General features: G+C 42.0%; 19 protein-coding genes. 6 read left to right on the forward strand and 13 right to left on the reverse strand.

Going from position 1 to position 22711, the window contains the following annotated elements:
• Window positions 1-42 precede the first annotated feature (42 nt).
• On the forward strand, window positions 43-1473 hold the full coding sequence (locus tag EKQ44_RS16450) for a hypothetical protein (protein ID WP_237664638.1): 1431 nt from the start codon (window positions 43-45) through the stop codon (window positions 1471-1473).
• Between the two features lie 146 nt (window positions 1474-1619).
• Entirely contained in the window at window positions 1620-2024 is a 405-nt protein-coding gene (locus EKQ44_RS16455; RefSeq protein ID WP_237664639.1) for a sporulation protein, read from the forward strand.
• A gap of 123 nt (window positions 2025-2147) precedes the next feature.
• Here EKQ44_RS16455 and EKQ44_RS16460 read toward each other — a convergent pair whose 3' ends face one another.
• The 5 genes from EKQ44_RS16460 to EKQ44_RS16480 all read right to left on the reverse strand — a co-directional run bounded on the left by EKQ44_RS16460 (window position 2148) and on the right by EKQ44_RS16480 (window position 7831).
• Window positions 2148-4064: a bifunctional 2',3'-cyclic-nucleotide 2'-phosphodiesterase/3'-nucleotidase gene (locus EKQ44_RS16460; RefSeq protein WP_414491343.1), complete on the reverse strand. Its 1917-nt coding sequence runs from the start codon at window positions 4062-4064 to the stop codon at window positions 2148-2150.
• 306 nt (window positions 4065-4370) lie between these two features.
• On the reverse strand, window positions 4371-4982 hold the full coding sequence (locus tag EKQ44_RS16465; RefSeq protein WP_237664641.1) for an ABC transporter ATP-binding protein: 612 nt from the start codon (window positions 4980-4982) through the stop codon (window positions 4371-4373).
• Window positions 4979-6916: a DUF1430 domain-containing protein gene (locus tag EKQ44_RS16470; protein WP_237664642.1), complete on the reverse strand. Its 1938-nt coding sequence runs from the start codon at window positions 6914-6916 to the stop codon at window positions 4979-4981. Before EKQ44_RS16470 ends, EKQ44_RS16465 begins: the two co-directional genes overlap by 4 nt.
• Before the next feature lie 15 nt (window positions 6917-6931).
• Window positions 6932-7372, reverse strand: coding sequence for a hypothetical protein (locus EKQ44_RS16475; protein ID WP_237664643.1), 441 nt, complete (start codon window positions 7370-7372; stop codon window positions 6932-6934).
• A gap of 102 nt (window positions 7373-7474) precedes the next feature.
• Window positions 7475-7831 (reverse strand): mediterrocin family bacteriocin, encoded by a 357-nt coding sequence (locus tag EKQ44_RS16480; protein ID WP_237664644.1) that lies wholly within the window; start codon window positions 7829-7831, stop codon window positions 7475-7477.
• A 207-nt stretch (window positions 7832-8038) separates the two neighbouring features.
• Between EKQ44_RS16480 and EKQ44_RS16485 the strand changes: the two genes are divergently transcribed.
• From EKQ44_RS16485 to EKQ44_RS16500, 4 genes are read left to right on the forward strand one after another with little or no spacing between them, the layout of a single operon-like run.
• Window positions 8039-8941 (forward strand): polyprenyl synthetase family protein, encoded by a 903-nt coding sequence (locus EKQ44_RS16485; RefSeq protein ID WP_237664645.1) that lies wholly within the window; start codon window positions 8039-8041, stop codon window positions 8939-8941.
• A gap of 9 nt (window positions 8942-8950) precedes the next feature.
• The gene (locus EKQ44_RS16490) at window positions 8951-9109 is read left to right on the forward strand and encodes a competence protein ComX (RefSeq protein WP_237664646.1); all 159 of its coding nucleotides are present in this window, start codon (window positions 8951-8953) and stop codon (window positions 9107-9109) included.
• Window positions 9106-11355, forward strand: coding sequence for a sensor histidine kinase (locus tag EKQ44_RS16495; protein ID WP_237664647.1), 2250 nt, complete (start codon window positions 9106-9108; stop codon window positions 11353-11355). Before EKQ44_RS16490 ends, EKQ44_RS16495 begins: the two co-directional genes overlap by 4 nt.
• Window positions 11348-11974 carry a response regulator transcription factor gene (locus EKQ44_RS16500; protein ID WP_237664648.1) on the forward strand — a complete coding sequence of 209 codons (627 nt, stop codon included), beginning with the start codon at window positions 11348-11350 and terminating at the stop codon, window positions 11972-11974. The genes EKQ44_RS16495 and EKQ44_RS16500 overlap by 8 nt, the downstream gene beginning before the upstream one ends.
• A 170-nt stretch (window positions 11975-12144) precedes the next feature.
• Here EKQ44_RS16500 and EKQ44_RS16505 read toward each other — a convergent pair whose 3' ends face one another.
• From EKQ44_RS16505 to glcT, 8 genes are all read right to left on the reverse strand, one after another.
• On the reverse strand, window positions 12145-12777 hold the full coding sequence (locus EKQ44_RS16505; protein WP_237664649.1) for a DUF6155 family protein: 633 nt from the start codon (window positions 12775-12777) through the stop codon (window positions 12145-12147).
• Window positions 12731-13870 carry a CdaR family transcriptional regulator gene (locus tag EKQ44_RS16510; protein ID WP_237664650.1) on the reverse strand — a complete coding sequence of 380 codons (1140 nt, stop codon included), beginning with the start codon at window positions 13868-13870 and terminating at the stop codon, window positions 12731-12733. Before EKQ44_RS16510 ends, EKQ44_RS16505 begins: the two co-directional genes overlap by 47 nt.
• Window positions 13871-13972: 102 nt before the next feature.
• On the reverse strand, window positions 13973-14548 hold the full coding sequence (locus tag EKQ44_RS16515) for a hypothetical protein (RefSeq protein WP_237664651.1): 576 nt from the start codon (window positions 14546-14548) through the stop codon (window positions 13973-13975).
• Window positions 14549-14561: 13 nt separating this feature from the next.
• A complete protein-coding gene (locus EKQ44_RS16520) occupies window positions 14562-16187 on the reverse strand; it encodes a sodium:solute symporter family protein (RefSeq protein WP_237664652.1) in 1626 nt (541 codons plus the stop codon).
• The gene (locus tag EKQ44_RS16525; RefSeq protein WP_237664653.1) at window positions 16184-17341 is read right to left on the reverse strand and encodes a glycerate kinase; all 1158 of its coding nucleotides are present in this window, start codon (window positions 17339-17341) and stop codon (window positions 16184-16186) included. The genes EKQ44_RS16520 and EKQ44_RS16525 overlap by 4 nt, the downstream gene beginning before the upstream one ends.
• A gap of 13 nt (window positions 17342-17354) precedes the next feature.
• On the reverse strand, window positions 17355-19094 hold the full coding sequence (locus EKQ44_RS16530; RefSeq protein ID WP_237664654.1) for an alpha-amylase family glycosyl hydrolase: 1740 nt from the start codon (window positions 19092-19094) through the stop codon (window positions 17355-17357).
• 353 nt (window positions 19095-19447) lie between these two features.
• Window positions 19448-21490: a glucose-specific PTS transporter subunit IIBC gene (gene ptsG / locus EKQ44_RS16535; RefSeq protein WP_237664655.1), complete on the reverse strand. Its 2043-nt coding sequence runs from the start codon at window positions 21488-21490 to the stop codon at window positions 19448-19450.
• Between the two features lie 347 nt (window positions 21491-21837).
• The gene (gene glcT / locus EKQ44_RS16540; protein ID WP_269151702.1) at window positions 21838-22668 is read right to left on the reverse strand and encodes a glucose PTS transporter transcription antiterminator GlcT; all 831 of its coding nucleotides are present in this window, start codon (window positions 22666-22668) and stop codon (window positions 21838-21840) included.
• Window positions 22669-22711: the final 43 nt, after the last annotated feature.

Raw genomic sequence — 22711 nt, forward strand, 5'->3', positions numbered from 1 at the left:
TATATCTTGGGCTTGTTCGCCTTAGAGGGGAGTTTGGTATACATGGAATTGACTGCGGCGCATTGGATGTATTTGGTGGGAACGTTGGTTATTATTTTCACGATGCTGTTCAGGCAAAATGTGGTGGTGCCTGCCATCTTGGTTACGTTTTTGGTGGGTTGGATTTTCAGCGGTTCTTTCACCTTTGGACTACAAACCATTTTTAATGCCAGTCTAGTGGCAGCGGGGGAGCTTTTTAACATCTTCTTGATCATCGCTATCATGACAGCACTGCTTCATTCTTTGAAGTCGCTCGGTACGGATGAACAAATGATTACTCCTTTTCAGCGGGTCATGAAAAATGGCCATATATCTTTTTGGGTGCTGGTGTTTGTCACCTATGCGATATCCCTGTTTTTCTGGCCGACTCCAGCGGTGCCTTTGGTTGGTGCACTCCTTATTCCAGTTGCTATCAGAGCCGGACTTCCGCCCATTGGAGCAGCTATCGCCATTTCCCTTGCCGGTCAGGGTATGGCCTTATCGTCAGACTATATCATTCAGATTGCTCCTTCTTTAACTGCGACCGCTGCTGCGGTGGATATTGGAACAGTAGCCGATCGTGGGTTCATTTTATCGATTGTGACCGGTGTAGTCGCCATCACTTTCGCATATATCTCCATACGTAAGCTTATTGCAAGACCGTCAACTGATCACTTACTAAATTGGAACAACACAGACAACCAGAACGGTGATACAGAAGGCATTACAGAAAGCGACCCTGTGGCAAAAAGCAAGTACAGCTCGCTGTTTGCCTTTTTAGTTCCGGGAACCTTTCTAGCTATCATTGTTTATATGATACTGGCTAAATTCTCGGATGTTCTTCCTTCACTAGAAGGCGGATCCGGAGCAGCACTAATTGGAGGTGCCTCTCTTATTCTATTGATTGCCGCCTCCTTTTTCCGCCATGCGCGTTCCTCCCTGCAAAACGTCAGTGATAATATTGTGAAAGGCTTCGTGTTTGCCTTTAAGGCAATGGGGCCGGTTATACCGATTGCAGGGTTCTTCTTTATTGGTAGCGGGGAGCTTGCAGCAAGAATTTTGGGGACACCTGTTGAAGAGACCCCTTCTTTCTTATTTGACCTCATTCTAGCAAGTCAGGCCTATATTCCGGAGAGTTCCTTTGTTGCAGGGTTTGGAATCTTGTTGATCGGAATGATTACTGGTTTGGACGGTTCTGGTTTCTCCGGCCTTCCGCTTGTGGGGGCACTCTCTGGTGCACTTGGGGATAGTGTCGGAGTGGAGGCAGCAACCCTTGCCGCCATCGGACAGATGGGATCTATTTGGGTGGGAGGCGGAACGCTGATCGCCTGGTCCTCCCTTGTTGCAGTAGCTGGCTTTGCAAAAGTTCCTGTGATGGAGCTTGTGAGACGAAGTTTTGTACCGGTCCTAATTGGCTTGATTGTCTCGACCTTAGTGGGACTTTGGTTGTTTTAGAATAGAAGAGCATAGATAAAGCCTTCGTCCAATTTCTACGGATGGAGGCTTTTTTGTATGTATTTTTGAAACCTTTTATCCGTTTGTCCGTATCTTATAATATAAAAAGGCTAAAATCTAACACGCTTTCCGGAGGTTCTTGAGATATGATAAAAAAAGTGATGAGCTACTTAAATATAGGTTCTCCACATGTAGATCTTGTTTTGGATAATAATGAATTAAAGCCTGGCGAGAAAGTGACAGGCGCCTTTCATGTGGAAGGTGGATGGGCGAAGCGGCATATTAAAAGGCTGGAGTGCGATTTGGTGAAGGAATTTCAAGGAGATACAATTGAAACGGTAGACGCAGTTACCACCATCCTCATGTCCAAAAGCATGGATGCAAACGACAGGGTGAAATATCCTTTTTGCTATCAACTTCCTAAAGATATTGACCCTTCTACGGAATATATCAGCTACCGTCTAAACACAAGGCTCATCTTTCAGGATGACATTAAAAAAATCGACCATGACGAAATCGTCGTACTCGAATATAAATCGATGAAGGCCTGACTCATTTGTGAAGTCAGGCCTTTGTATTAATTAATCATTACTCCCTTTATCTGATTAAAGAGATAAAAGGGGTCTGACCCTCACCGCTCTAAAGCGATAAAGTCATAACCCCTTTTCACTAATTTATTTAGCTGTTGGCAGTGTCAGTCTGTATTTGGCGAAGCCGTTTTGTGACGCTCCAACGTGTTGGATAGTGCCGTCCAATGGAAGTGCATCGACCGCTCTAGGTGAGGAGTCGAATGTTACGTTGACAGAATTATTGATTGGAGCAAATGTCCAGTTTCCGTCTGCAGATGGGTCGATCTCACCTTGTTCTACGATGTAGTCGATGATTGCTTGACGGTTCTCATCAGGGTACATTTCCACACCTGTGTTGTTGCGAACTCCAGGGAAATTACCGCTCGCACGGTAGTTGTTCGTGACAACGATGAACTCCTGATTTAAATCAATTGGTTCCCCGTTATACTCCAGGTTCTTGATACGGTTTGCCCCTTCGTTTACGACAACTCCGTCCTTATTGTATTTTGCCGGTTCTGTCACATCAATTTCATACGTAACCCCATCGATAACGTCATAATTGTAAGTCGGGAAGTCACCGTTAATCAATGCTTGCTCGCTGCTGTTATTTGCATCGATTTGTTTGAATTGTCCTGCAGACATTTCTAGCCATTCTTTCACGTCAGCACCTGTTACTTTTACCGTTGCAACAGTGTTTGGATATAGGTACAAGTCTGCGACGTTTTTAATAGCAATTTCCCCTTGTGGGATGTAAGTGTAATAGTCTGCTCCGTTTCTACCGCCAGCTTTAAAAGGTGCACCGGCAGAAAGAATCGGCGTTCCTTCATCTACTGTTCCTGCAAGTTGCTTTTCGATATACCACTTTTGCGCATTTGTTACGATTTGGATGGATGGATCATCTTGCACTAATGCAAAGTAACTGTGGATATCAGCTGTTGTCGTACCAACCGGTGTACGAACATAATTCACTGTACCTTCATGTGCTTCTCTTACAGCTTCCAAAATAGCTGGATCTGCTTTTACATTTAATACATTCAACAATTTTTGGGCGGAATCAGTCACTTTCCAGTCGCCTTTCACTTTAGAAAGTGTCAAATCCATTACCCCTAGATTGTTCCCCCAGTTACCTGGCATGACAACAGGAACACCATTGATAGTTCCTTTTTCTGAATCAACACCAGGTAGGTCCTTGAAGTCACCCGGGAACTTCAAATGATTGTGTCCAGTGATGATAGCATCGACGCCATCCACTTTTGTGAGGTCATATGTTGCATTCTCTTCCATTTCCGCGTATTCTGCATCGCCAATACCAGAGTGTGCCAGGACGATGATGATGTCAGCTCCGGCTTTCTCCATTTGAGGAATCACTGCTTCTACAGACTTGACGATATCCTTTGTTACAACTTTCCCTTCAAGGTGCGCTTTGTCCCATTGCATGATTTGTGGAGTTACAACACCAGTCACGCCAACACGTACAACTTGATTTGTTCCTTTTTTATCCGTGAATTTTTTCTTGATGATTTCATATGGCTTTACATAATACTCACTGTTGTCAGCACCGTCATCATAAAATACATTGGCACTAACATATGGGAATGGAGAGCCTTCTAATACAGTGTCAAGGAAATCCAATCCATAGTTGAATTCATGGTTTCCAAGAGTGGCAGCATCATAGTCTAGTAATCCCATAGCTTGGAATACTGGATGAATCTCACCTGGTTGTAAAACGTCCACTTTTGCTTTGTAATCCCCTAAAGGATTCCCTTGAATAAGGTCCCCGTTGTCAAAAAGCATGGAATTTGTTGCTTCTGCGCGAGCCTGCTTTATTAGAGTGGCTGTTTTCGCAAGGCCAAAGTCTTGTACCTCAGCATCTTTATAGTAGTCATAGTTATATAAATGTGTGTGGATATCTGTTGTTCCCATCACTCTTAATTCCACATCATGTTGTCCTGCTTTCGGCCCCTTTGGTGTTGCCTCTACTGTGTTTACCAAGGATGGTGTTGCAAGCAATGATACCGCCATCGTTGCAGCCAACACTTTTTTCCCTAGTTGTTGGAAAGCTTTTTTCAAGCCAAACAGCTCCTTTTCGAAGTTTAATAGTCATACTCTTCTAATTATAGAGAGAATTGTCAGATTAGAAATAATCTGAAAGGCCTGAATTTGACAAAATACAACAATAATATTTCATTTTTATAATCATAATTGCTTATATTGTAAAACAACCCTAACAAACACTCATATGAAAACGAATACATATAGATATAAAGAAAGATGCCTGTGTACCCTATAAAAGGAGCACAGGCATCTTTCTCTTTATTAACAGTCACGCTATCGTATCTCAATCACTCTCGGCGCTTGCTCTTTTATCATCTCATCATGTGTCACGATGATAATTGTTTTTCCTTCCTTATTCAAATCCTTCAAAATGGTCATTATTCGGTCCGCATTCTCCCTGTCCAAAGAACCTGTTGGCTCATCAGCTAAAATAAGGTCTGCCTTTTTCAAGTAGGTTCTGGCTAGGGCTATGCGCTGCTGCTCACCACCTGAGAGAGTATATATTTTTTCGTTCAACTTATCTGGAAGGCCGACCTTTATAAGCGCTTCATCATAGCTAAATCCCGACCTGTTTTTCTTACCGATGATATCGAAATTTTGTTTGACGGTTTTATTTTCAATCAGGGCGAAATTCTGAAAAATGAAAGACACCGTTTCGCCGTAATAGCTTTTCTTATCAAACTTCTTGGTTATTTCCACCTCATTGAACGACACGCTTCCTTCGTCCGCTTCCTCTATTCCGCCGATGATGTTTAATAGAGTAGTCTTTCCACACCCACTTTTACCCGAAATGATAGCAAATTCACCTTTTTCCACGGTAAAGGTTAAATTTTGGAACAGTGTACGGCTGCCAAATCTCTTCGTCAGTTGCTTTACTTGAATCATACAATCCCGCCTTTCAACACTTTTACAAGGCTCTTTTTATCCAGACGGGTGATATTGACGTACAATATCAGGCAATCCAGAAGTAAAATAAGAACACTGCCCATAATCAAGTAGCCTGTAAAAGGAGTATTAATAAAAAAGCTGATGACAATCGCTATTATTGCACTAATGACGCTTGCCCCTATGGATAGAAGGATGATCTTTCTATTACGTTCAAATAGGGATCTGCCGAGTATTTTCATCAATAGTAACTCTTTCGCGTTAAATGTGTATTCGACCCGGAGAATGGTTGCCACGATAAATAGATTCATCGCAAGGACCAGCCCAAGAAGAATGAAAGATATATACATGCCACGTTGAATGATTTTCCAATTATACTCATACAGATCCTTGACATTGGTCTTTACTTCAAGCTCATCTTTCCATTCATTGTCAGCAAGGAATTTTTGGTACTCCTCATCTGTGATATCATACATGACATCATAGGCAATATATGTCCTGATTTGCGCGTATTCATTATTAACATCTTCACCGGCTGCAGCACTGTTTACTAGCATGATCGGGTTAGATTCCATCCTTGTTTTGAAAGGATAAAACATATCTTTCACACTAAGAACCTCTAAATCACCCTCATAGTACGTTATTTTAAAAGGCGGATGGGATGGTTCGTACAAACTGTACACACCTTTTATCCCATCAATCGGAATGTTCTTGTCCTTTAAATCACGAGGAATCAAGAAGTGTACGTAATCCTTCTCCAATTTTTCGGTCAAGGCTTCAGGTAGCTGCTTAAGGGCGCCTTCATTCATACGGATGACGGGATAGTTGAAGTCCGTCTGCCCGACCACCGATCCTTGAAGATTTGTCATATCTGCAGACTCTTTTTCAAACGTCTGATGAAATTTCTCCCGGATTGCCGCACTTTCTTCAAATTTGCTTACATCCCGATAATTCAATTGAACATAGGAGTAATCTTCAAACGTGGAGATGATGTCTTTTTGCTTGTAATAATTGACCCCTTGATCAATGAATGTAGCCATGGCGGTAATGGATAAGATGCACAGGACACTCATGACAACCTTTAATCCATAGTTGATCGCAAGTACACTTTTCCCCCCAGAGGAGGAGAGTGTCTTTCTGAAGTTTCCCTTCCACAAGATTGCATATAATAAACTGTTGAACACCAAGAAAAGACACAAACCTGCCATTTGAACATTCCAATGAAATAAAGAGTGATGAAGCTCGCTCGTCAGCATGAAACTGATGATGTAGAGGAACGTGAAGACCATTACATCCGCCGCAACCTGCCTACCTATCATCCTTGTAATATCGGCTCCCATCAGCACACGGACGGAGAACTCTTTTTTCAATAATTGAATCTCATAATAGCTCAAGAATAGAATCAGGAGAAGACAGACGCTAAAGAATACAAATACAATTCCTTCTGCATTGGATGCGGCCCCCATTCTCGGGAACCCTCCACCAAATTGATCGACAAGCTGCTGCTTGAAAAGCACAACATTCTCTTCATCACCTGCCAGATAGTAGTCATGCCCTCTTTCCTTATGTTCAAAAGTGGAGAAATCCCGGTAGCTGACGTTCATGTTCCCCAAGAGAAGGCTTTGATTATTCCTGAACTGAATTCCGCGTCTTTCAAGCTCCTTTTTGGCTGACTCCTCCCCATAAATGGTCATCTCACTCTTTATCGTCGAGATGACATTCCTTTCCAATGTAAATAGTATAATCTCATTTTCTTCAGCAGCCTCAAGGAGTGCTTCTGTCATCTCCTCATTACTACTATCAAAAGGTTTGTAGAATTCAGTATGATAGAAATCCTCTTCAAAGTTATCCAAATAATAGATATAGAATTCACCGACAAAAATGCTTGCAATCGACAAAAACAAAAACGCCATCAAATATTTAATTTTCTTCATTATTCCGCCAGTCCCTTAAAAAATATCCCATGTCTGATTCGCAATTTTTTGCTGTTTCTCTAACTCTTCTTTATGTCTTTCCATAAGCTCTCGACCAGTTACATCCGTTTCATCGATAATCTGGAATTCCTCATTAACAAGAATCTGATAAGATGTTCCCTCTTCTGTGATCATGACACCACTTTCCATTCCAAAAAGAGACGGCCAAATGATAAGAGATACGGTATCATCCATATTCGTTATGCTGAGATTACCTGTGAACGTCCCAAAATCCGCTTTTTTCACTGACAATGTATGGTCTTCAAGCATTTTAACCTTTGTATGACTGAGTGGAATTTCCTCAAATCCTTCTTCATATTTATTGAAGACCATTTCATTATTCAAATACCATGCCAAACTATAAAAGATAACGATACCTGCCAGAATCGAGAATATCACTACAGCTTTCTTTTTCATCTATTTACCCCCTGTGTCTCTTTATGAGAAAGTATCCATTCATTTTAAAAAACACCTATATGTCGACTATAGGTGTTCTTTAAAATAATTGGTAGTGAAAGATTAATAGTGGATAGTATATGTTACGGTAGATCCAGAATGTCTTACTTCCACTTTTGCCGTTTTACCTGCACCAACACTTGAGCTCACATGGGAACCATTTCCGTTTGCAATGGAGGCAAAATGAGTCTTAGATGCATGATACGCATGAGCAAAGTCTTCATTGATCCATGCTGTGTTATACCCATATGTTAATACTCCTGCACCGTCACCTGTATTTACGCTTTTTGACCAAGCCTTTGTAAAACTGGTTCCGGTTGCCGATTTAGTAGCTGCATCTGCCGTTAAAGCAGGTGCCATCGCAGACATTCCAAGAAGTCCACCACATAAAGCAATGGATAAAAGTGCTTTTTTCATCATATCCCCCTAAATAATCTCACAATATTGTGATGGTTTTCCTCGAGTACATCCATCGTACCATCAAGTTTCCCGAAATTACCATTTCGGTTTTCCGAAACACTGACAAGGGAAGAACCGAAAAGGATTTTTCGGACTTCCATAATTGAACAGTTTAATAGATAATAAGGTAATGTAAGGGAATTGTCGAATAATGGGAAGTGACAATGATTGAATCATGTAGTTAGTAATGTTAAACAAGTGCTCGTTGCTTTATTGAATAACGAAAAAGAAATAGACGATGATTTTAGGAGCATGATTCTTTCCTTTATAAAGGAAAAAGGAGATGATACCCTTCCGTTTGCCGAGCTTTGCATCCTTCATTATGAAACATTCACCAGTGATTTTGATGAAGAGATATTGAAGATAGCAGCAGCTATCGAGTTATTGGTCTTAAGCTTTGACATCATCGACGATATTCAAGACGGGGACAGTAGCCATAGCTGGGCAACATCCCCTGCATTAGGTATAAATAGCGCCTTGGCCATGCTGATAGTGTCATCGAAAATAATTCGGGAGAGCTCGCTTACACATTCGAACCTAGCAGGGAGAATACTAGAAAAATACGCTTTACAGAGTATTGATGGACAACAGAGGGATTTACTAAACCTTGCCGTAGATGAGTCTTCCTATCTTCGAATGATTGAAAGAAAATCCGGTTCCCTTACTGCTATGAGTTGTCTTATTGGAGTGGTCTTGGCTACAGGAAGGTCATCTGCACATGTGGAGCGCTATGGGCGGTATATCGGTGTCATTCATCAACTGAAAAATGATATATCCGACCTAAAGAGCTGGGGAAGGAAAAATGATATACTTAACCGCAAATTCTCTCTGCCAGTCATTTTTCTTTTGGCATTAGAAGATGAACTGTCTATACATATCAGGCGATACTATGAAAAAGAGGAATCCACTACCTTAGATAGGGACCAGGTTCACCAAGCACTCACAGAAAGCGGTGCCATACGCTATGCCTTGTTTTTCATACATAATTATCAAAGGAAAGCAGAACAAACAATGAAGGACATTCCATTACCTGAAAAAATAAAAAGTAAACTATTATCTATAATGAAATGAGGAAATAATATGATAAAAATGATCGCATTTCTAGAACAGAATAAGTACCTTGTGGAGTTATTAAAAGAAGGGAATCTTTGCTTAGTAGGAATGGACACCGATCAAGAACGAGCAATACTACGCGCCTATGAAGAAGCTGTCATATTGGAAAACCGCTACTGGCGATGAAATGGAATACGAGAAAATATCTACAACTCTTTATCTTTTTGTATAGTATCTTAGGAATCTATTTGCTTTATGTAGCAGTAAGTACTCCTTTTATCAGCATGGAGATTCGCGAAGAAGGAGAATATTGGGTGGTTGATGATCCTTTCTATAAGGTATGGGCAAAAGCGCATAATATTGACTCAGGAGATATCATTCTGGCAGTAGACAATAAGTCCATAGAGGAATCGTCCAGTATGAAGGAAGATCAGAGTATCCGGGCGGCAAACCATCTAAGTCTGATGAAACCGGGTGGTGGTGTCAACAGGGTGGAAGTTTCCCATATGGATCTTCCTGAGCAGTTGATCATGCACAGTTTGCTTCCTTCCCTTTATTTCATCCTGTCACTTGGACTTGCCTGGTATCTTTCCATGAAGCTAAATCAAAACAGGTTGAACACCCTCCTGATCCTGTTTTTGCTTTCTGTTTCCTTGGCTTATATCAGTGGCGGAGCCTCTAGCCGGTTGGACACAATCGGATTATATGTGAATGGCACGTTCCTTGTCTTATGCCTCCTATTTCTCCTTCATTTCTTAAAGGAGTACTTTGCTTATTTAAAAATAGAATGGGCATTTATCAGGAATATCACTATATTATACACATTACCTTTTATCATTCTCCTGTTCAGTGTGATGACGAGTTTTTATTCTTATTTTTTTCATTTAACGTCTGATATTATTTTAAGTTTCTTTCTTATCCTTTCCTTAAGTGTTTTTTATGTTTTACTCAGGGGATATTGGAAATCAAAATCTCCTAAACTACTATTTATCTTATGGGGGCTGATCCTACCGATACTCCCCTTTATTATTTTATATGCTTTGCCAGAAATCCTTACAGACCAACATATATTGTCAGCAGATATTAGCGCACTTTCCCTACTGTTCATCCCGTTTTCTTTTATATACATCCAATTGGCGGACAGGCTGTTCGATATTCAGTATCATATGACTCGCTTCCGATATTATTCCATGCTATCACTTGGTACAGGAGTCGTTATGACAGCAGGAATCTACTATTTTTGGGATGGTGACCATTTAACTTTCATGGACTCTGCCCGCATATTTGTGTTCCTGGTAATTATATTGATTGCTATATTCTATTTAAAAGAACAGATTGATTTCAGTCATCGCAAAATCTTATTTTCGACCAATGGTGATTATATCCACGGACTTTATTTGTCCATCCATGACCTTGGACAGGCAAGAAATCAGCAGGAACTCTTTCTAAAATATGAAAGAAAAATAGTGGAAAAGCTTGAGGTATCTTCCCTCGAAATAACCGTGTTTCCTGCTGACAAAAACAATGATGGGTCTCATCAGTCGGCCCTCGGAGAAATAACAAGGAACGGGAAAAAATATCAAATGTTGCTCCATGAAACAGCAACTGAAAAGATTGTCCTGACAATCGGCAATGGCATACAGACTGTATCATTAAGGAAAGAAGAGCTGTTGTGGCTGGAATTACTGTCCCTCTATTTCCATAGCTTTTATGGGAACCTTAAATTGGTGGAGGAGCTTGTGGAAGAGCTACAGTTGATGAAGTCAGCAAACAGCCATCGCCTCCCATGGTTTGACAAGCTGCTTTGGCAGATTCTCGAAAAGGAAAAAGACATCTTGGCACAGGAACTTCATGATACCGTCCTGCAAGAACAGCTGCACCTGGCAAGAGAACTCGACCTAATCATTACGAGCCGCCGGGGATTAGACGTAGGGAAATTAATCACTATCAGGCAGCAGTTACTTGATGCCTCCATGGATCTGCGGGAATATTGCGAGCATCTAAGCCCGCCTCTATTAGATACTTTCGGACTGCAGGCAGCACTCAAAAAATTCATCCAAAAAATAAAGATGCGGGCTGACTTCATGTTGGATGATCAAGTGGATATTCCGAAACTCAAAGACCCTATGCTCTATCTGATGATTTACCGTCTGATACAAGAGCTATTGAACAACGCCATCAAGCATGCAAAAGCCACTGAAGTGGAACTTCGTTTACATCCTATCGGAGAAACGGGCTTTGAATTAATGTATCAAGATAATGGAGCCGGATGCCAACCGAACGAGGTTTTTGAGTCTACTGCATCCATGGGCATCAGTGGCATGAGGGAACGAGTAAGGGCATTTAATGGGGAAATGGAGTTGGATTCCGCTCCCGGGCAAGGTATGCGAATAAAGATACGAATGATAGAAAGCAGTGATACCAGTGATTAAACTACTGATTGTGGATGATCATCCAGTCGTCCTTGACGGCACCATGACACTCTTACAAGAGCTTGAAGACTTTCATATAGAAACCGAACATGATTCAAGTGCTGTGGAAAGAAGGCTGGAGAAGGATTCCTTTCATCTCTTTTTACTAGACATTAATATGAAACCGGTAAATGGCATACAACTGGCAGAATTCATCAAACAGCGGGAACCTGAAGCGCTGGTGATCCTCTATACAGGTTTTGAATTAGCTGATTACTATGAGCTGATACTAAAAAGGAAAATAGATGGCCTATTATCCAAAACCGCAACAAAAGAACAAGTCATACAGACGATACATGCGGTTCTTCGTAGGGAGATCCTTCTGCCTACCGATTTTCTTGATTTCGTCCAAACACAACTACACCTTTCTTTGCAGGACAGCCAACAGACATTGAGCGATAAAGAAAGGTTGATCTTGAATCTGATCGCCCAAGGCTGCACCAACAAAGCCATCGCGGTGGAACTATCTGTCACACAGCGAACTGTAGAAAACTACCTTTCCAAACTATTCGTCAAACTTCATGTCGAATCCCGTGCAGAAGCCTTGAAGATAGCCATGGAAAAGGGATGGATTGAGTAAAATATTTTTTCTAGGCTCACAAAAAAGACTTTAAGGGATAGATTCATCAACCTTTTAAGGGTGTGCGACATCTATCCCTTTTGCTTTGTCAGAAGCAGATTGCTCCGCTCTGGAAAGAGTAAGAAATTTCTTATCTCTTCTTATATTTCGTTTTTCCAACTCTACTTCTCCTATAGTTCTTCCTCCTCTATACCAAAAGCATCATAATAGGTCTCATACATAAAATCCGAATACCCCCAACCAATTCCATCCGAGTTTTGTACTATTTCAAACAATATGCCTCTGTATTTTTCATAGTAGATCTCATTCTTACAACATTGATCTACTATCGAATCGAACATGGACGCCATGCTATTATAATAACTCCCCGAAATATCACCGTAAGCTTGTGTAAACTTTGTTCCAAAGTCAACATACGCTATCTTCAGCCTTAATGTTCTTTCTTTATCTCCAGTCAATTTTTCAAAATGCTGAATTGCCTTTTTAGCCTCAGCCAACTTCAATGCACCATGTCCTCTTTTAGGGAAGAATTGATGTTCCACCTTCTCCAATGTCTGTAAAAATAATTCTTCCGCAGCCTCTTCCCCACCAAATTTAATAGAGAAATAGTGCTGAACATTTTTATTCTTCTTATATAAATCGGAAATGATAGTAATCAATTCTTTTTGAGGTAGATTACTTAATTCCCTTTTCACTTCTGATAGTTTCATTTTAGTTTCCATTGTTTCTCTTCCATTTACTTCATCAACTTCTCTTTTACTCCTTCCCCAATCCAACCAACCCCATCCAATACAACACAGCATCTTGAAACATCCTTGGATCATAGCCGGTCAGCTCTTTCATTTTTTTTAAGCGATATTGTAATGTGTTCTTGTGGATGAAGAGAGCTTCACTTGCCGCAGCAATACTCTGATTATGTTCCAAGAAAACCCTCAAAGTTTCCACTAGCTGCTTGTGGTCCGGATCGAGAAAGAAAGGGAAAAAGCGCTGAATAAAATCATTCATCTTCTCTTCTGATATTTCATGCATGATGGATTCTATCCCAAGGTCCTTGAAAAGCAACAAACTCCCTTCTCTGCTATCCACAAAATGCAACGCCAACCTTGCTTCTTCAAAGGATTTCACCGCACCTTCCAGGCCCTCATATTCCCGTCCGACACCACAAATAATGTCACCGAACGAGCCCCCGATCTTACTTATTGTCTTCTCGACTTCCCCATACCATCTTGAAACAGAGATGTTCTGAGTATCCTTCAATAAAAGAATCTGATTGGAATTCCATAATGTAATCAGATCCGATTGAGAGCATGCGAGTGTTTGTTGCAGTTTTTTCAACAGGTCGCTCATCTTCTCCTGTCTTGCCACTTCGGTTTCATTTTCTTGATCTGTCTCCAACCGAAACAGGAACGCCTGCCTTGTGACATTGGTTTGGATGGAAAGGGTTTGGCCGCGCACTCCGAACGCTTCGATGCAGTCCCATTTTCTTCGCATCCATTCTTGTATATAAAGTTCCTTCGCGCGCTTTTCCAGATCCAGTTCTCTACTCACATACGCCTCTTTTACCATTACCTCTGTCATTTTCTGAATGATTTTCGCAAAGTCCCGAACCTCATTTGGATGCCCAGTAATCCCGATGACTCCAATAAGTTCTTCATGAAAATAAATAGGCATGTTCACTCCTGGCTTGGAGCCGAGAAGGGTATCTTCTGGAAAGATCATCACGGTCTCGCCACGTTCAATGACATTCCTGGCACCTTCATGAAAGGTCCCAATTCTTTCCGCATCCTTACTGGCAATAATGATTCCGTCGTTGTTCATGATGTTGATATTCTTCTCTATGATTTTTTCCATCTCGTGGACGATTTGTTGTGCTTGTGTGTCTAATAACCCTGCCATAAAGTCTTGCCCCTTAGTAATTATCTTTTCTACAATATACCCAACCACTACATAAAAAACCAGCGTTCCCTCTTTAGAGAAGTAACGCTGTCCACTTTAATACTATCTAGCTAATGGTATTTTTTTCTCTTTTCCTGCCATAAGCGCCTGAATCATCGCATCCTTGATTCCAAGGTCGACCTTGCCGCTAGTTGCGTCGACTATTATGAGTTCAATCTGTGATTTACCTTGTACATACCCTATCCAGTACGGTACAAAGAGAAGGTTCGTTTCCGTAATGGTGACTTGAATATCTTTTCTCTTTTTCTCCCTTGTGAAAGCTTCCCAATAGATGGCATCTTCCGCCACTTTCAGTTCTGGATCTCCAGATACATCAAGGAAAGTCATTTCATCTGCAGACACGTCTATTTCCTCTAATGCCGCAGTGGATGGAAGGATAGCTGTCAACTGCTTTCCTGTTTCCACGGCAACCTTCCCACAAATTGGCTCTTTCATTTGCAGACTCGTGTATTCATAATCGTAGCACCAGTAGGGCAGATAGACCCTCTCCATGGAAGTTAACTTTTTTTTCGAGCTAACTACAGACTGCCACTTGGTGATCCAATTATTTTGATAAGATTGAATCGACTGTAATGCCTGTTTTTTTGATATTAATGATGGTAAAAAGAAAGAATTCATTGTCACTCACACCTTAGATAGATTGAATTGCATATAAGATTACTAGTGTCACGAAGAAATAAGCAATCATGATATATGGCCATTTCTTCATCTGTTTTTCCCCTTCCGCTTCTTCAATTTCTTCAGCGGACTGCTGGCGTGCTGCCAACATTGCTTGTACTTTTTCATCTTTCGTTTCAAATACTAGTCCATCTAGCTTTTCTTTCACTGGTGATTTCGTTAATAGACTTACCGCATAACCAACTGCAACCGCTACGACTGCACCTACTACATTGTTATATAACCAGGAGATGCTTGCAAAAGTGGTTACAGCCCAAACCGCAGCCATCCCAGCGATGACACCGGCAAATGCACCGGTTCCGTTTGCACGGCGAATGAAGATAGCTAAGATAAATACCCCTAGTAATGCTCCGTAAAAATAGGAACCGATCTTGTTAACGGTTTCAATGACAGGTCCAAGATTCCCTGCAAAGAAGGCAAAAATTGTCGCATAAATCCCCCAGAATACTGTTGCCCAACGAGAAGCCTTCAGGTAATGAGCTTCACTAGCATTCTTTTTGAAGAATTTCGCATAAAAATCACGTACAGTCACTGCAGATAGGGAGTTCAATGCCGAGTCCAGACTGGACATTGCTGCAGCAAATACCCCTGCAATAATCAGACCCGAAATTCCAACCGGTAAATACTCCACTACAAACAATGGGAACAACTCGTTCAAGTTTTCAACATTTGGATCTCCTACATTTGCATAGAAAGCGAATAACAGAATACCAATGAATAAGAATAATAGCATTTGCGGGAACATGAACAATCCGCTGATAATCAAGGACATCTTGCTTTCTTTTAATGATTTGCTCGTCAGGACGCGCTGGATCTGACTTTGGTCGGTACCGAAATAGGCAGCATGCATGAAGAATCCACCGATTATCCCTGCCCAGATGCTATATTCCACGGAGAGATCAAAGCGGAAATCCAAGGATTGCAATAGGCCTACATCAGAACCCATTGATAATGCACCAGCAAAGCCACCCGGCACATCACTTACAATGGTGAAAATGGCAAGCCCTGCTCCCAACCAAAGAACAAACATCTGTACCACGTCTGTCCAGATTACAGCAGAGATTCCACCAAGCACCGTGTAGGCTACTGCGATAAGCGCCATCAAAATAATGGTAATGTTAACATCCCAGCCCGTGACAACGGATAATACCAATGCAGGAGCATAAAGCACTACTCCTGTTGCCAAGCCGCGTGCAACTAAAAATAATCCTGCTGTTAGCGAACGGGTCTTCGTATCAAAACGCTTTTCCAAATACTCATAAGCTGTGTAAACCTCTGTACGATAAAAGAATGGAACAATCGTAACCATTAAAAATGCCATAACAAGTGGAATATTTATGAATGTATTCATTCTCTCCAATCCACCGGAATATCCCCAACCAGGTGCTCCAATAAACGTGATCGCACTTGCTTGTGTAGCCATGACAGAAAGGCCTACTGCCCACCAAGGAATATTACGTCCACCTAGGAAGTAATCTTTGGTCGTCTTTTGATTTTTTCCAAAGAATGCTCCAAAAGCAGCAATACCGATTACATAAATTATAAGAACAATAAAATCTATCGTAGTGAAACCATTCATTCTCCTCTTACCCCCTTCAGCTTTGTGCCGATATCTATAAGGTGTAACATTCTCTTCGTTGCTTCATATAACAAACTCTTTCCGGAAAGCATCGCCCCTTCAATGGTCATCGGGCCGTCCACAATGGATAGGACTGCTTCTATTCCTTCTTGTTTCAACATGTCTGTATCTTCCCCAATGCCACCTGCAATGGCCACCACCGGAATTCCCTTTTCCTTGGCTATCCTAGAAAGACCCACCGGTACTTTACCAAGGATCGACTGCCCATCAATCTTGCCTTCTCCTGTGATGACAAGGTCAGTATCCGTTAAATGATTACGGAAATCGCTCATTTCCACGACAAGGTCGAGGCCGCTTTTAAACTCCACGTCCACCAAGGACTGAAGAATGAATCCTATCCCTCCTGCCGCGCCGCTTCCAGGCATAAGGGTGCAATCCTTGTTCGTCGCTTTTTTCATCACTTCTGCAAAAGAAGCCATACCAGCTTCGAATGCTTCAAGTTTGCTTGCCCTGATACCTTTTTGCGGACCAAATACATATACTGCACCGTCAGGCCCAAGCAAGGGACTCGTAACATCTGAAGCGACAATTATTTTCACTTGTTGGAGCCTTGCATCTAAATTGCTTATATCTATGCCTTTGATTAAATTCAATTTTCCACGTACTCGCTCGATAGTCTTTCCTTCTACATCCATTGCTCTTAAGCCAAGTGCTTGGAAAAGTCCTACTCCACCATCCACCGTTGCACTTCCACCAAGGCCGATGATGATTTTTTCTGCACCTCTGTCTAGTGCATCCTTCACAAGCTGCCCCGTTCCGAAGGTCGAAGCCATCTCAGGATCGAGCTCCTCTTTCGTCAGTAAAGGAAGTCCTGATGCGGAAGCGGTTTCAATAATGGCCGTCTTTTCTATTGGAAGCCAACCATATCCTGCATTTATTTTTCTTCCTAAAGGATCTTCCACCTCACAAATGATTTCTACCCCGCCAAGGATATGTAGCATCGCTTGTACCGTTCCTTCTCCCCCGTCTGCCATCGGGATTTCGACTACCTCAATCGAGGCATCGAAATCCTGAATAGCTCGGGAGATGATGTGTGCCGCTTCCTTACTCTCTATCGAACCTTTAAAGGAATCTGGCGCAACAACAATCTTCACTCTCAATCTCCCCCTATCCTTTCAACCACATTACTTCATACGGCTGTAACGTAACAGACAACGCCTCGTCTGTAATCTCCACTTCCTTTTTTGAAAATAGATCTGTATAGGTTTGTGCGTTTAATTCATATTTGTCTGCAAACAATTTGATCTCTTGCTTTTCATTGGATACGTTCACAAGTGTAACGACTTTCTCGTCCGTGTCCTTGTCCGTTCTTACCAATGCATACACTTGATTGCTTTCCAACACTACCTGCTGCGGGCTGTTTGGGTGGAACGCCTTTTCGTTGGTGCGCACATCCAGCATTTTTTTCATATTGGATAAGACTTCGTGTCTTAAAGAAGTTTCGTCCATCAGTTCCGCCTCTAATTGCTGACGATTTATCTTCTCACGGTTGATGGAACGGAAACGGCCAGTTTCCTCTACACCTTCCTGATAGTTGCGTGAACCTAGCAAACTATGCACATAAATTCCCGGCACCCCCGCCATCGCCAGTAGAATAGACTGTGCAGCAAGGAATCGCTTCACCTGCACGCTTTGGTCCTCATCAGGGTGGGAGAGAGCGTCAAAATAATTAATGTTCAATTCATACGGACTCTTCGTCCCGTCTCCATTATCTTTATAAGAAACGTTCCCTCCATGCGCATGAACCTTCTCAATCATAAAGTCGACTTCTTCTTTTGAAAGAATGCCTTCCACCGGTCTCACACCAACACCATCATGAGAAGCAAGGAAGTTGAAGAAAGTCGTCTCTTCGGTCGTATCTTCCAACTTACTTGCCCATTTTTGAAGGTGAGTCGCGTCCCCAGTCAGAAATGTGTTCAATGTCAATGGAGGCAATGGGAACTGATACACCATGCGCGCTTCATTGTAGCCGTTTCCAAAATAACTCACATTGTCCTTATGCGGTACATTCGTTTCGGTTATGAGAATTACTTCAGGTGCAACCGCATCGACCACATCCCTGTATGTTTGAATAATCTTATGCGTTTCCTCTAGATGGATACAAGTCGTCCCCATCTCCTTCCACATGAACCCAATCGCATCCAGACGAATCATCTTTGCACCTTTACTGATATAGAAAAGAAGAAGTTCTGCAATCTGTAAAAATAAATCAGGGTTACGGTAGTTTAAATCAATTTGATCCTCACTGAATGTTGTCCAAATATGCTTAGGTCCATTTACCGTTTCGAATTCTGTTAATAACGGCAGCGCTCTCGGACGGGTCACTTTGCTATAGTCTAGGGATGGGTCTGCTTCCACGAAGTACTCTTTGTATTTTTCGTTACCTTTTAAGTACTCTTGGAACCATTCTGATTTTGCGGAAATATGGTTGATGACTCCGTCAAACATCAAATCATAGCTACCCGATAAAGACTTAATGTCTTCCCAGTTCCCTAAGTCCTTGTTCACCTCATAATAGTCGATGACAGAAAAACCATCGTCCGAGCTATAAGGGTAGAATGGCAAAATGTGAACGCCAGATAATTTGTCACCGATGTTTTCGTTCAGAAACTCGTGTAAGCTCTGAAGTGGTGCCTTGCCTTCTTCCTTAATGGAATCACCATATGTGATAAGAACCGCATCTTTTTCAGTTACAAACTCTTTTGGTTTGCTTGGTGTTGCTAGTTTTGTGCTGTATTGATTCATTAGGTTCGTTAATTTATCTTGTAAGTAAGCTGCTGTCTCTTTTCCGTACACAAACTCGAGCTTACTAATCATTTCTTCCGTTACTTGTTGTTGGTTAATCAAAAGGATTCCCTCCTGGTTGTTAGTTGTTTCTTAACATTTATGCTACACGTTAGGAAAAACGCTTACAATGTTATGCGAGACAAATATATAGTGTTTATTTACGTATTAAATGTTACAAAATACAATTCAGTTTCATACTAAGTATCTTATCATTATGAAGTTTCACTGAAAAATTGGGGATTGTAACAATTTTTAGGGGTATTGTGACTTTTTCAGGAGTTATTGTGACATTTCCATTGATGATTGTGACTTTTTCAGGAGTTATTGTGACTTTTCGCTCTCAGTCACCTTTAAAGTATGAAAAAACCGCCCAGCGCACTTATGCGCCAAGCGGTTCATTCTCAATCAAACATCTATCGAATCTCTACGCGACCCTTCTCCCCAACGCTTACACTACCATCCTTAATCTCAACCGCTTCTCCAGCAGCCAAGTTTGTAAAGATGATTGGTGTGATGATGGATGTCGCTTCTTCTGATACAATGCGAAGGTCTACGTTCAGTAACGCTTGTCCTTGCTCGACAGTGTCGCCTTGTTCTACTAAGCTTTCAAAACCTTTTCCTTTTAGGTTAACTGTGTCGATTCCGACATGCACAAGGACTTCACGGCCTTCAGCCGTTTCGATACCGATCGCATGTTTTGTCGGGAACAAATTCACAATTTTCCCTGCAACAGGTGATACCACTTTGCCTTCCGTTGGTTCAATGGCAAAACCGTCACCCATCATTTTTTGAGAGAAAATTTTATCAGGAACTTCAGTAATAGATAGTAGTTTACCAGTCATCGGCATAACTACGTCAAACTCAGCTGAAGTCGAAGCAACTACAGCTCCCGCATCCTCATCAACAGTCTCTGATGTTGCCGCCACTTCTTGCTTCACTGGTGTTTTTCCACTCAAGATATCTTGGATCTGTCCTTTGATCGTTTCAGAACGAGGACCAAAGATCGCTTGGATATTACGGTCAATTTGCATAACGCCTGCTGCACCTAATTTTTTCAAACGTTCTTTATCTACTTGCTCCACATCTTTCACACTTACACGAAGACGAGTGATACAAGCGTCAAGGTTTGTAAGGTTTTCTCTTCCGCCAAGTGCTTCTAGTACTCCGAATGGCAGTTCATCAACGGAACCCGAAGTAGATTCAGCATCCTCTGTTTTTTCCTCACGACCTGGAGTCATTAGGTTAAACTTCTTAATGGCAAAACGGAAACCGAAGTAATAGATAACCGAGAATACTAGACCAACAGGAATCACCAACCACCAAGCTGTCGCATGTGGAAGGATACCAAATAGAATATAGTCAATGACACCACCGGAGAACGTCATCCCGATTTTCACATCTAAAATATGCATGACCATGAAGGAAAGTCCTGCAAACACAGCATGGATTGCGAATAATACTGGTGCTACGAATAAGAAACTGAACTCAAGTGGTTCTGTGATACCTGTCAAGAAAGATGTCAACGCAGCAGAACCCATGATACCCGCAACATATTTCTTGTTTTCAGGACGTGCACAGTGATAGATTGCTAGAGCCGCTGCCGGAAGACCAAACATCATGAATGGGAATTTACCAGTCATGAATGTACCTGCTGTAAGCTCGGCACCGTCTTTCACCTGCTCCATGAAAATACGTTGGTCCCCGCGAACCAATTCTCCCGCTGCATTTGTGTAAGAACCGAATTCAAACCAGAATGGAGAATAGAAAATATGATGCAAACCAAATGGAATCAATCCACGTTCAATGACACCGAAAATAAATGCTGCCAATGTACGGTTGGATTCTGTCATAAAATAAGAGAATGTATTTAATCCTTCTTGCGCGAATGGCCAGATAAAGTTCATGACCACCCCAAGTACAAGTGCCGAAGCTGCCGTTACAATTGGAACGAAACGCTTACCGGCAAAGAATCCTAGGTAAGATGGCAATTCGATATTGTAAAACTTGTTGTACATATAGGCACCGAGCACTCCAGCTATGATACCGCCGAATACCCCGGTTTGAAGGGTTGGGATTCCTAAAACATTAGCGAGTGCAGGGTCAGATCCGACCTGGTCAGCGGTAACCCCACTGATGACACTCATCGTAACGTTCATAATTAAGTAACCGATCATCGCTGCAAGACCGGCAACCCCGTCCCCTCCAGCAAGTCCAATGGCTACCCCGATGGCAAAGAGTAATGGCAGGTTGGAGAATACGATGCTTCCCGCCTGTTCCATGATTTGTGCCAGTAGCACGAGTGAGTCTGCCTCTAGAAAGCCGAGGCGGCTAGTTAAGTTCGGGTTTTGCATGGCATTACCGAATGCAAGCAGGATCCCTGCTGCCGGAAGCAATGCGACAGGAAGCATGAGGGCTTTCCCGATACGTTGCAATAAACCGAATGATTTCTTGAACATTTGTTGTTCCTCCTAGGTATTTTTATATGCGTTTGTAGAACTTACGAAGAACACCCTCTTAACTCCCTGTTGATTTTCGTTCCGGGTGTTCGCTTTCAGCGGGGCGGTGCTTGAGCCTCCTCGCTTTGCTGCGGGGTCTCAAGTCTACCGCTACCTCCCGCCGGAGTCTCACACCTGCACTGCAATCTAAAGGGGAAATTCGTTCACAAAACAACAAAAAGGCATGAGTCAAAAGAAAAGGTACACAAAGGAAAGGTAGATAGACTTCTACCGTGTTTCTTCGTTTACGCTTTCTTCCGCTCATGCCTGCATGACCAGTAACACGTGAAAAAAGTGTTCTAGATTATTTATTGTTTTGCAAGCCTTTGCAAATGTAGGGTCAGGTATACTGCCTCCGCATCTGGGACTGGCTTGTGTAAGTTCTGTTGCATAATCTTAATCAATTTCCATGCTAGATTGTAGCATACAGGATATTCAGCTTGCAACACTTTTGCGAGCGCTTCCTGATTTTCGGGACGGTTCTCGTCTTTTTGTACCCTTTCAATGGAGGCATGAAAATGTCGAATCAGTCTAAGATAGTTGACATCCGTCCGGTCAACGGAAATTTTCAGCGATTCCTCAATGACATCCACCATTCTACTGATTAGCTGGGTATGCTTGTTAACCTCAGACAATTCACGGTTCGTCAAGGCACTGTGAATGTGCAAGGTAATGAAACCTACTTCTCCCACTGGAACAGAGATCCCTAGTTTTTCATTCAACCACTCCACAATCTCGAGTGCCACTGTATATTCTTTCGGATAAGCGAGCTCCGTCTCCGTAAGAAATGGGTTTTTTATATCAAGTCCCTGTTGAATTCTTTTCACGGCAAAATAAAGATGGTCCGTCAAGCCGACATGGATATGTTCATTCAACCGGACCTCAAAACGTTTTTCAATCCGCTCTATACATTCATTCATCAAACCGATGAACGACTCATCGACATAATCAAGTAACTGCTTATATTGTTGTTGCTCTTCCTGGCCGCGAAGCACAAAAAACTTCTCAGCGCTCTCAACAGAAATATCCTCTCCAGTACGTTTTCCAAAACCGATTCCTTTTCCTGTCAGGATCACTTCATTGTACTCCGGGTGGGCAGCAATCAACACATTATTATTCAAGACTTTCTTCACACGCATAGCCATTCCTCCGGTGTATCTAAAACTGCAATATATACTAAAG

This window comes from Sutcliffiella horikoshii (assembly GCF_021991925.1).
GTDB classification, from domain to species: domain Bacteria; phylum Bacillota; class Bacilli; order Bacillales; family Bacillaceae_I; genus Sutcliffiella_A; species Sutcliffiella_A horikoshii_F.

What these genes read in the sequence shown, in the direction of transcription:
- EKQ44_RS16450 (WP_237664638.1), top strand. Translation starts at nt 43, where the DNA reads ATGGAATTGACTGCGGCGCATTGGATGTATTTGGTGGGAACGTTGGTT.
- EKQ44_RS16455 (WP_237664639.1), top strand. Translation starts at nt 1,620, where the DNA reads ATGATAAAAAAAGTGATGAGCTACTTAAATATAGGTTCTCCACATGTA.
- EKQ44_RS16460 (WP_414491343.1), bottom strand. Translation starts at nt 4,064, where the DNA reads ATGGCGGTATCATTGCTTGCAACACCATCCTTGGTAAACACAGTAGAG.
- EKQ44_RS16465 (WP_237664641.1), bottom strand. Translation starts at nt 4,982, where the DNA reads ATGATTCAAGTAAAGCAACTGACGAAGAGATTTGGCAGCCGTACACTG.
- EKQ44_RS16470 (WP_237664642.1), bottom strand. Translation starts at nt 6,916, where the DNA reads ATGAAGAAAATTAAATATTTGATGGCGTTTTTGTTTTTGTCGATTGCA.
- EKQ44_RS16475 (WP_237664643.1), bottom strand. Translation starts at nt 7,372, where the DNA reads ATGAAAAAGAAAGCTGTAGTGATATTCTCGATTCTGGCAGGTATCGTT.
- EKQ44_RS16480 (WP_237664644.1), bottom strand. Translation starts at nt 7,831, where the DNA reads ATGATGAAAAAAGCACTTTTATCCATTGCTTTATGTGGTGGACTTCTT.
- EKQ44_RS16490 (WP_237664646.1), top strand. Translation starts at nt 8,951, where the DNA reads ATGATAAAAATGATCGCATTTCTAGAACAGAATAAGTACCTTGTGGAG.
- EKQ44_RS16495 (WP_237664647.1), top strand. Translation starts at nt 9,106, where the DNA reads ATGAAATGGAATACGAGAAAATATCTACAACTCTTTATCTTTTTGTAT.
- EKQ44_RS16505 (WP_237664649.1), bottom strand. Translation starts at nt 12,777, where the DNA reads ATGCTGTGTTGTATTGGATGGGGTTGGTTGGATTGGGGAAGGAGTAAA.
- EKQ44_RS16510 (WP_237664650.1), bottom strand. Translation starts at nt 13,870, where the DNA reads ATGGCAGGGTTATTAGACACACAAGCACAACAAATCGTCCACGAGATG.
- EKQ44_RS16515 (WP_237664651.1), bottom strand. Translation starts at nt 14,548, where the DNA reads ATGAATTCTTTCTTTTTACCATCATTAATATCAAAAAAACAGGCATTA.
- EKQ44_RS16520 (WP_237664652.1), bottom strand. Translation starts at nt 16,187, where the DNA reads ATGAATGGTTTCACTACGATAGATTTTATTGTTCTTATAATTTATGTA.
- ptsG (WP_237664655.1), bottom strand. Translation starts at nt 21,490, where the DNA reads ATGTTCAAGAAATCATTCGGTTTATTGCAACGTATCGGGAAAGCCCTC.
- glcT (WP_269151702.1), bottom strand. Translation starts at nt 22,668, where the DNA reads ATGCGTGTGAAGAAAGTCTTGAATAATAATGTGTTGATTGCTGCCCAC.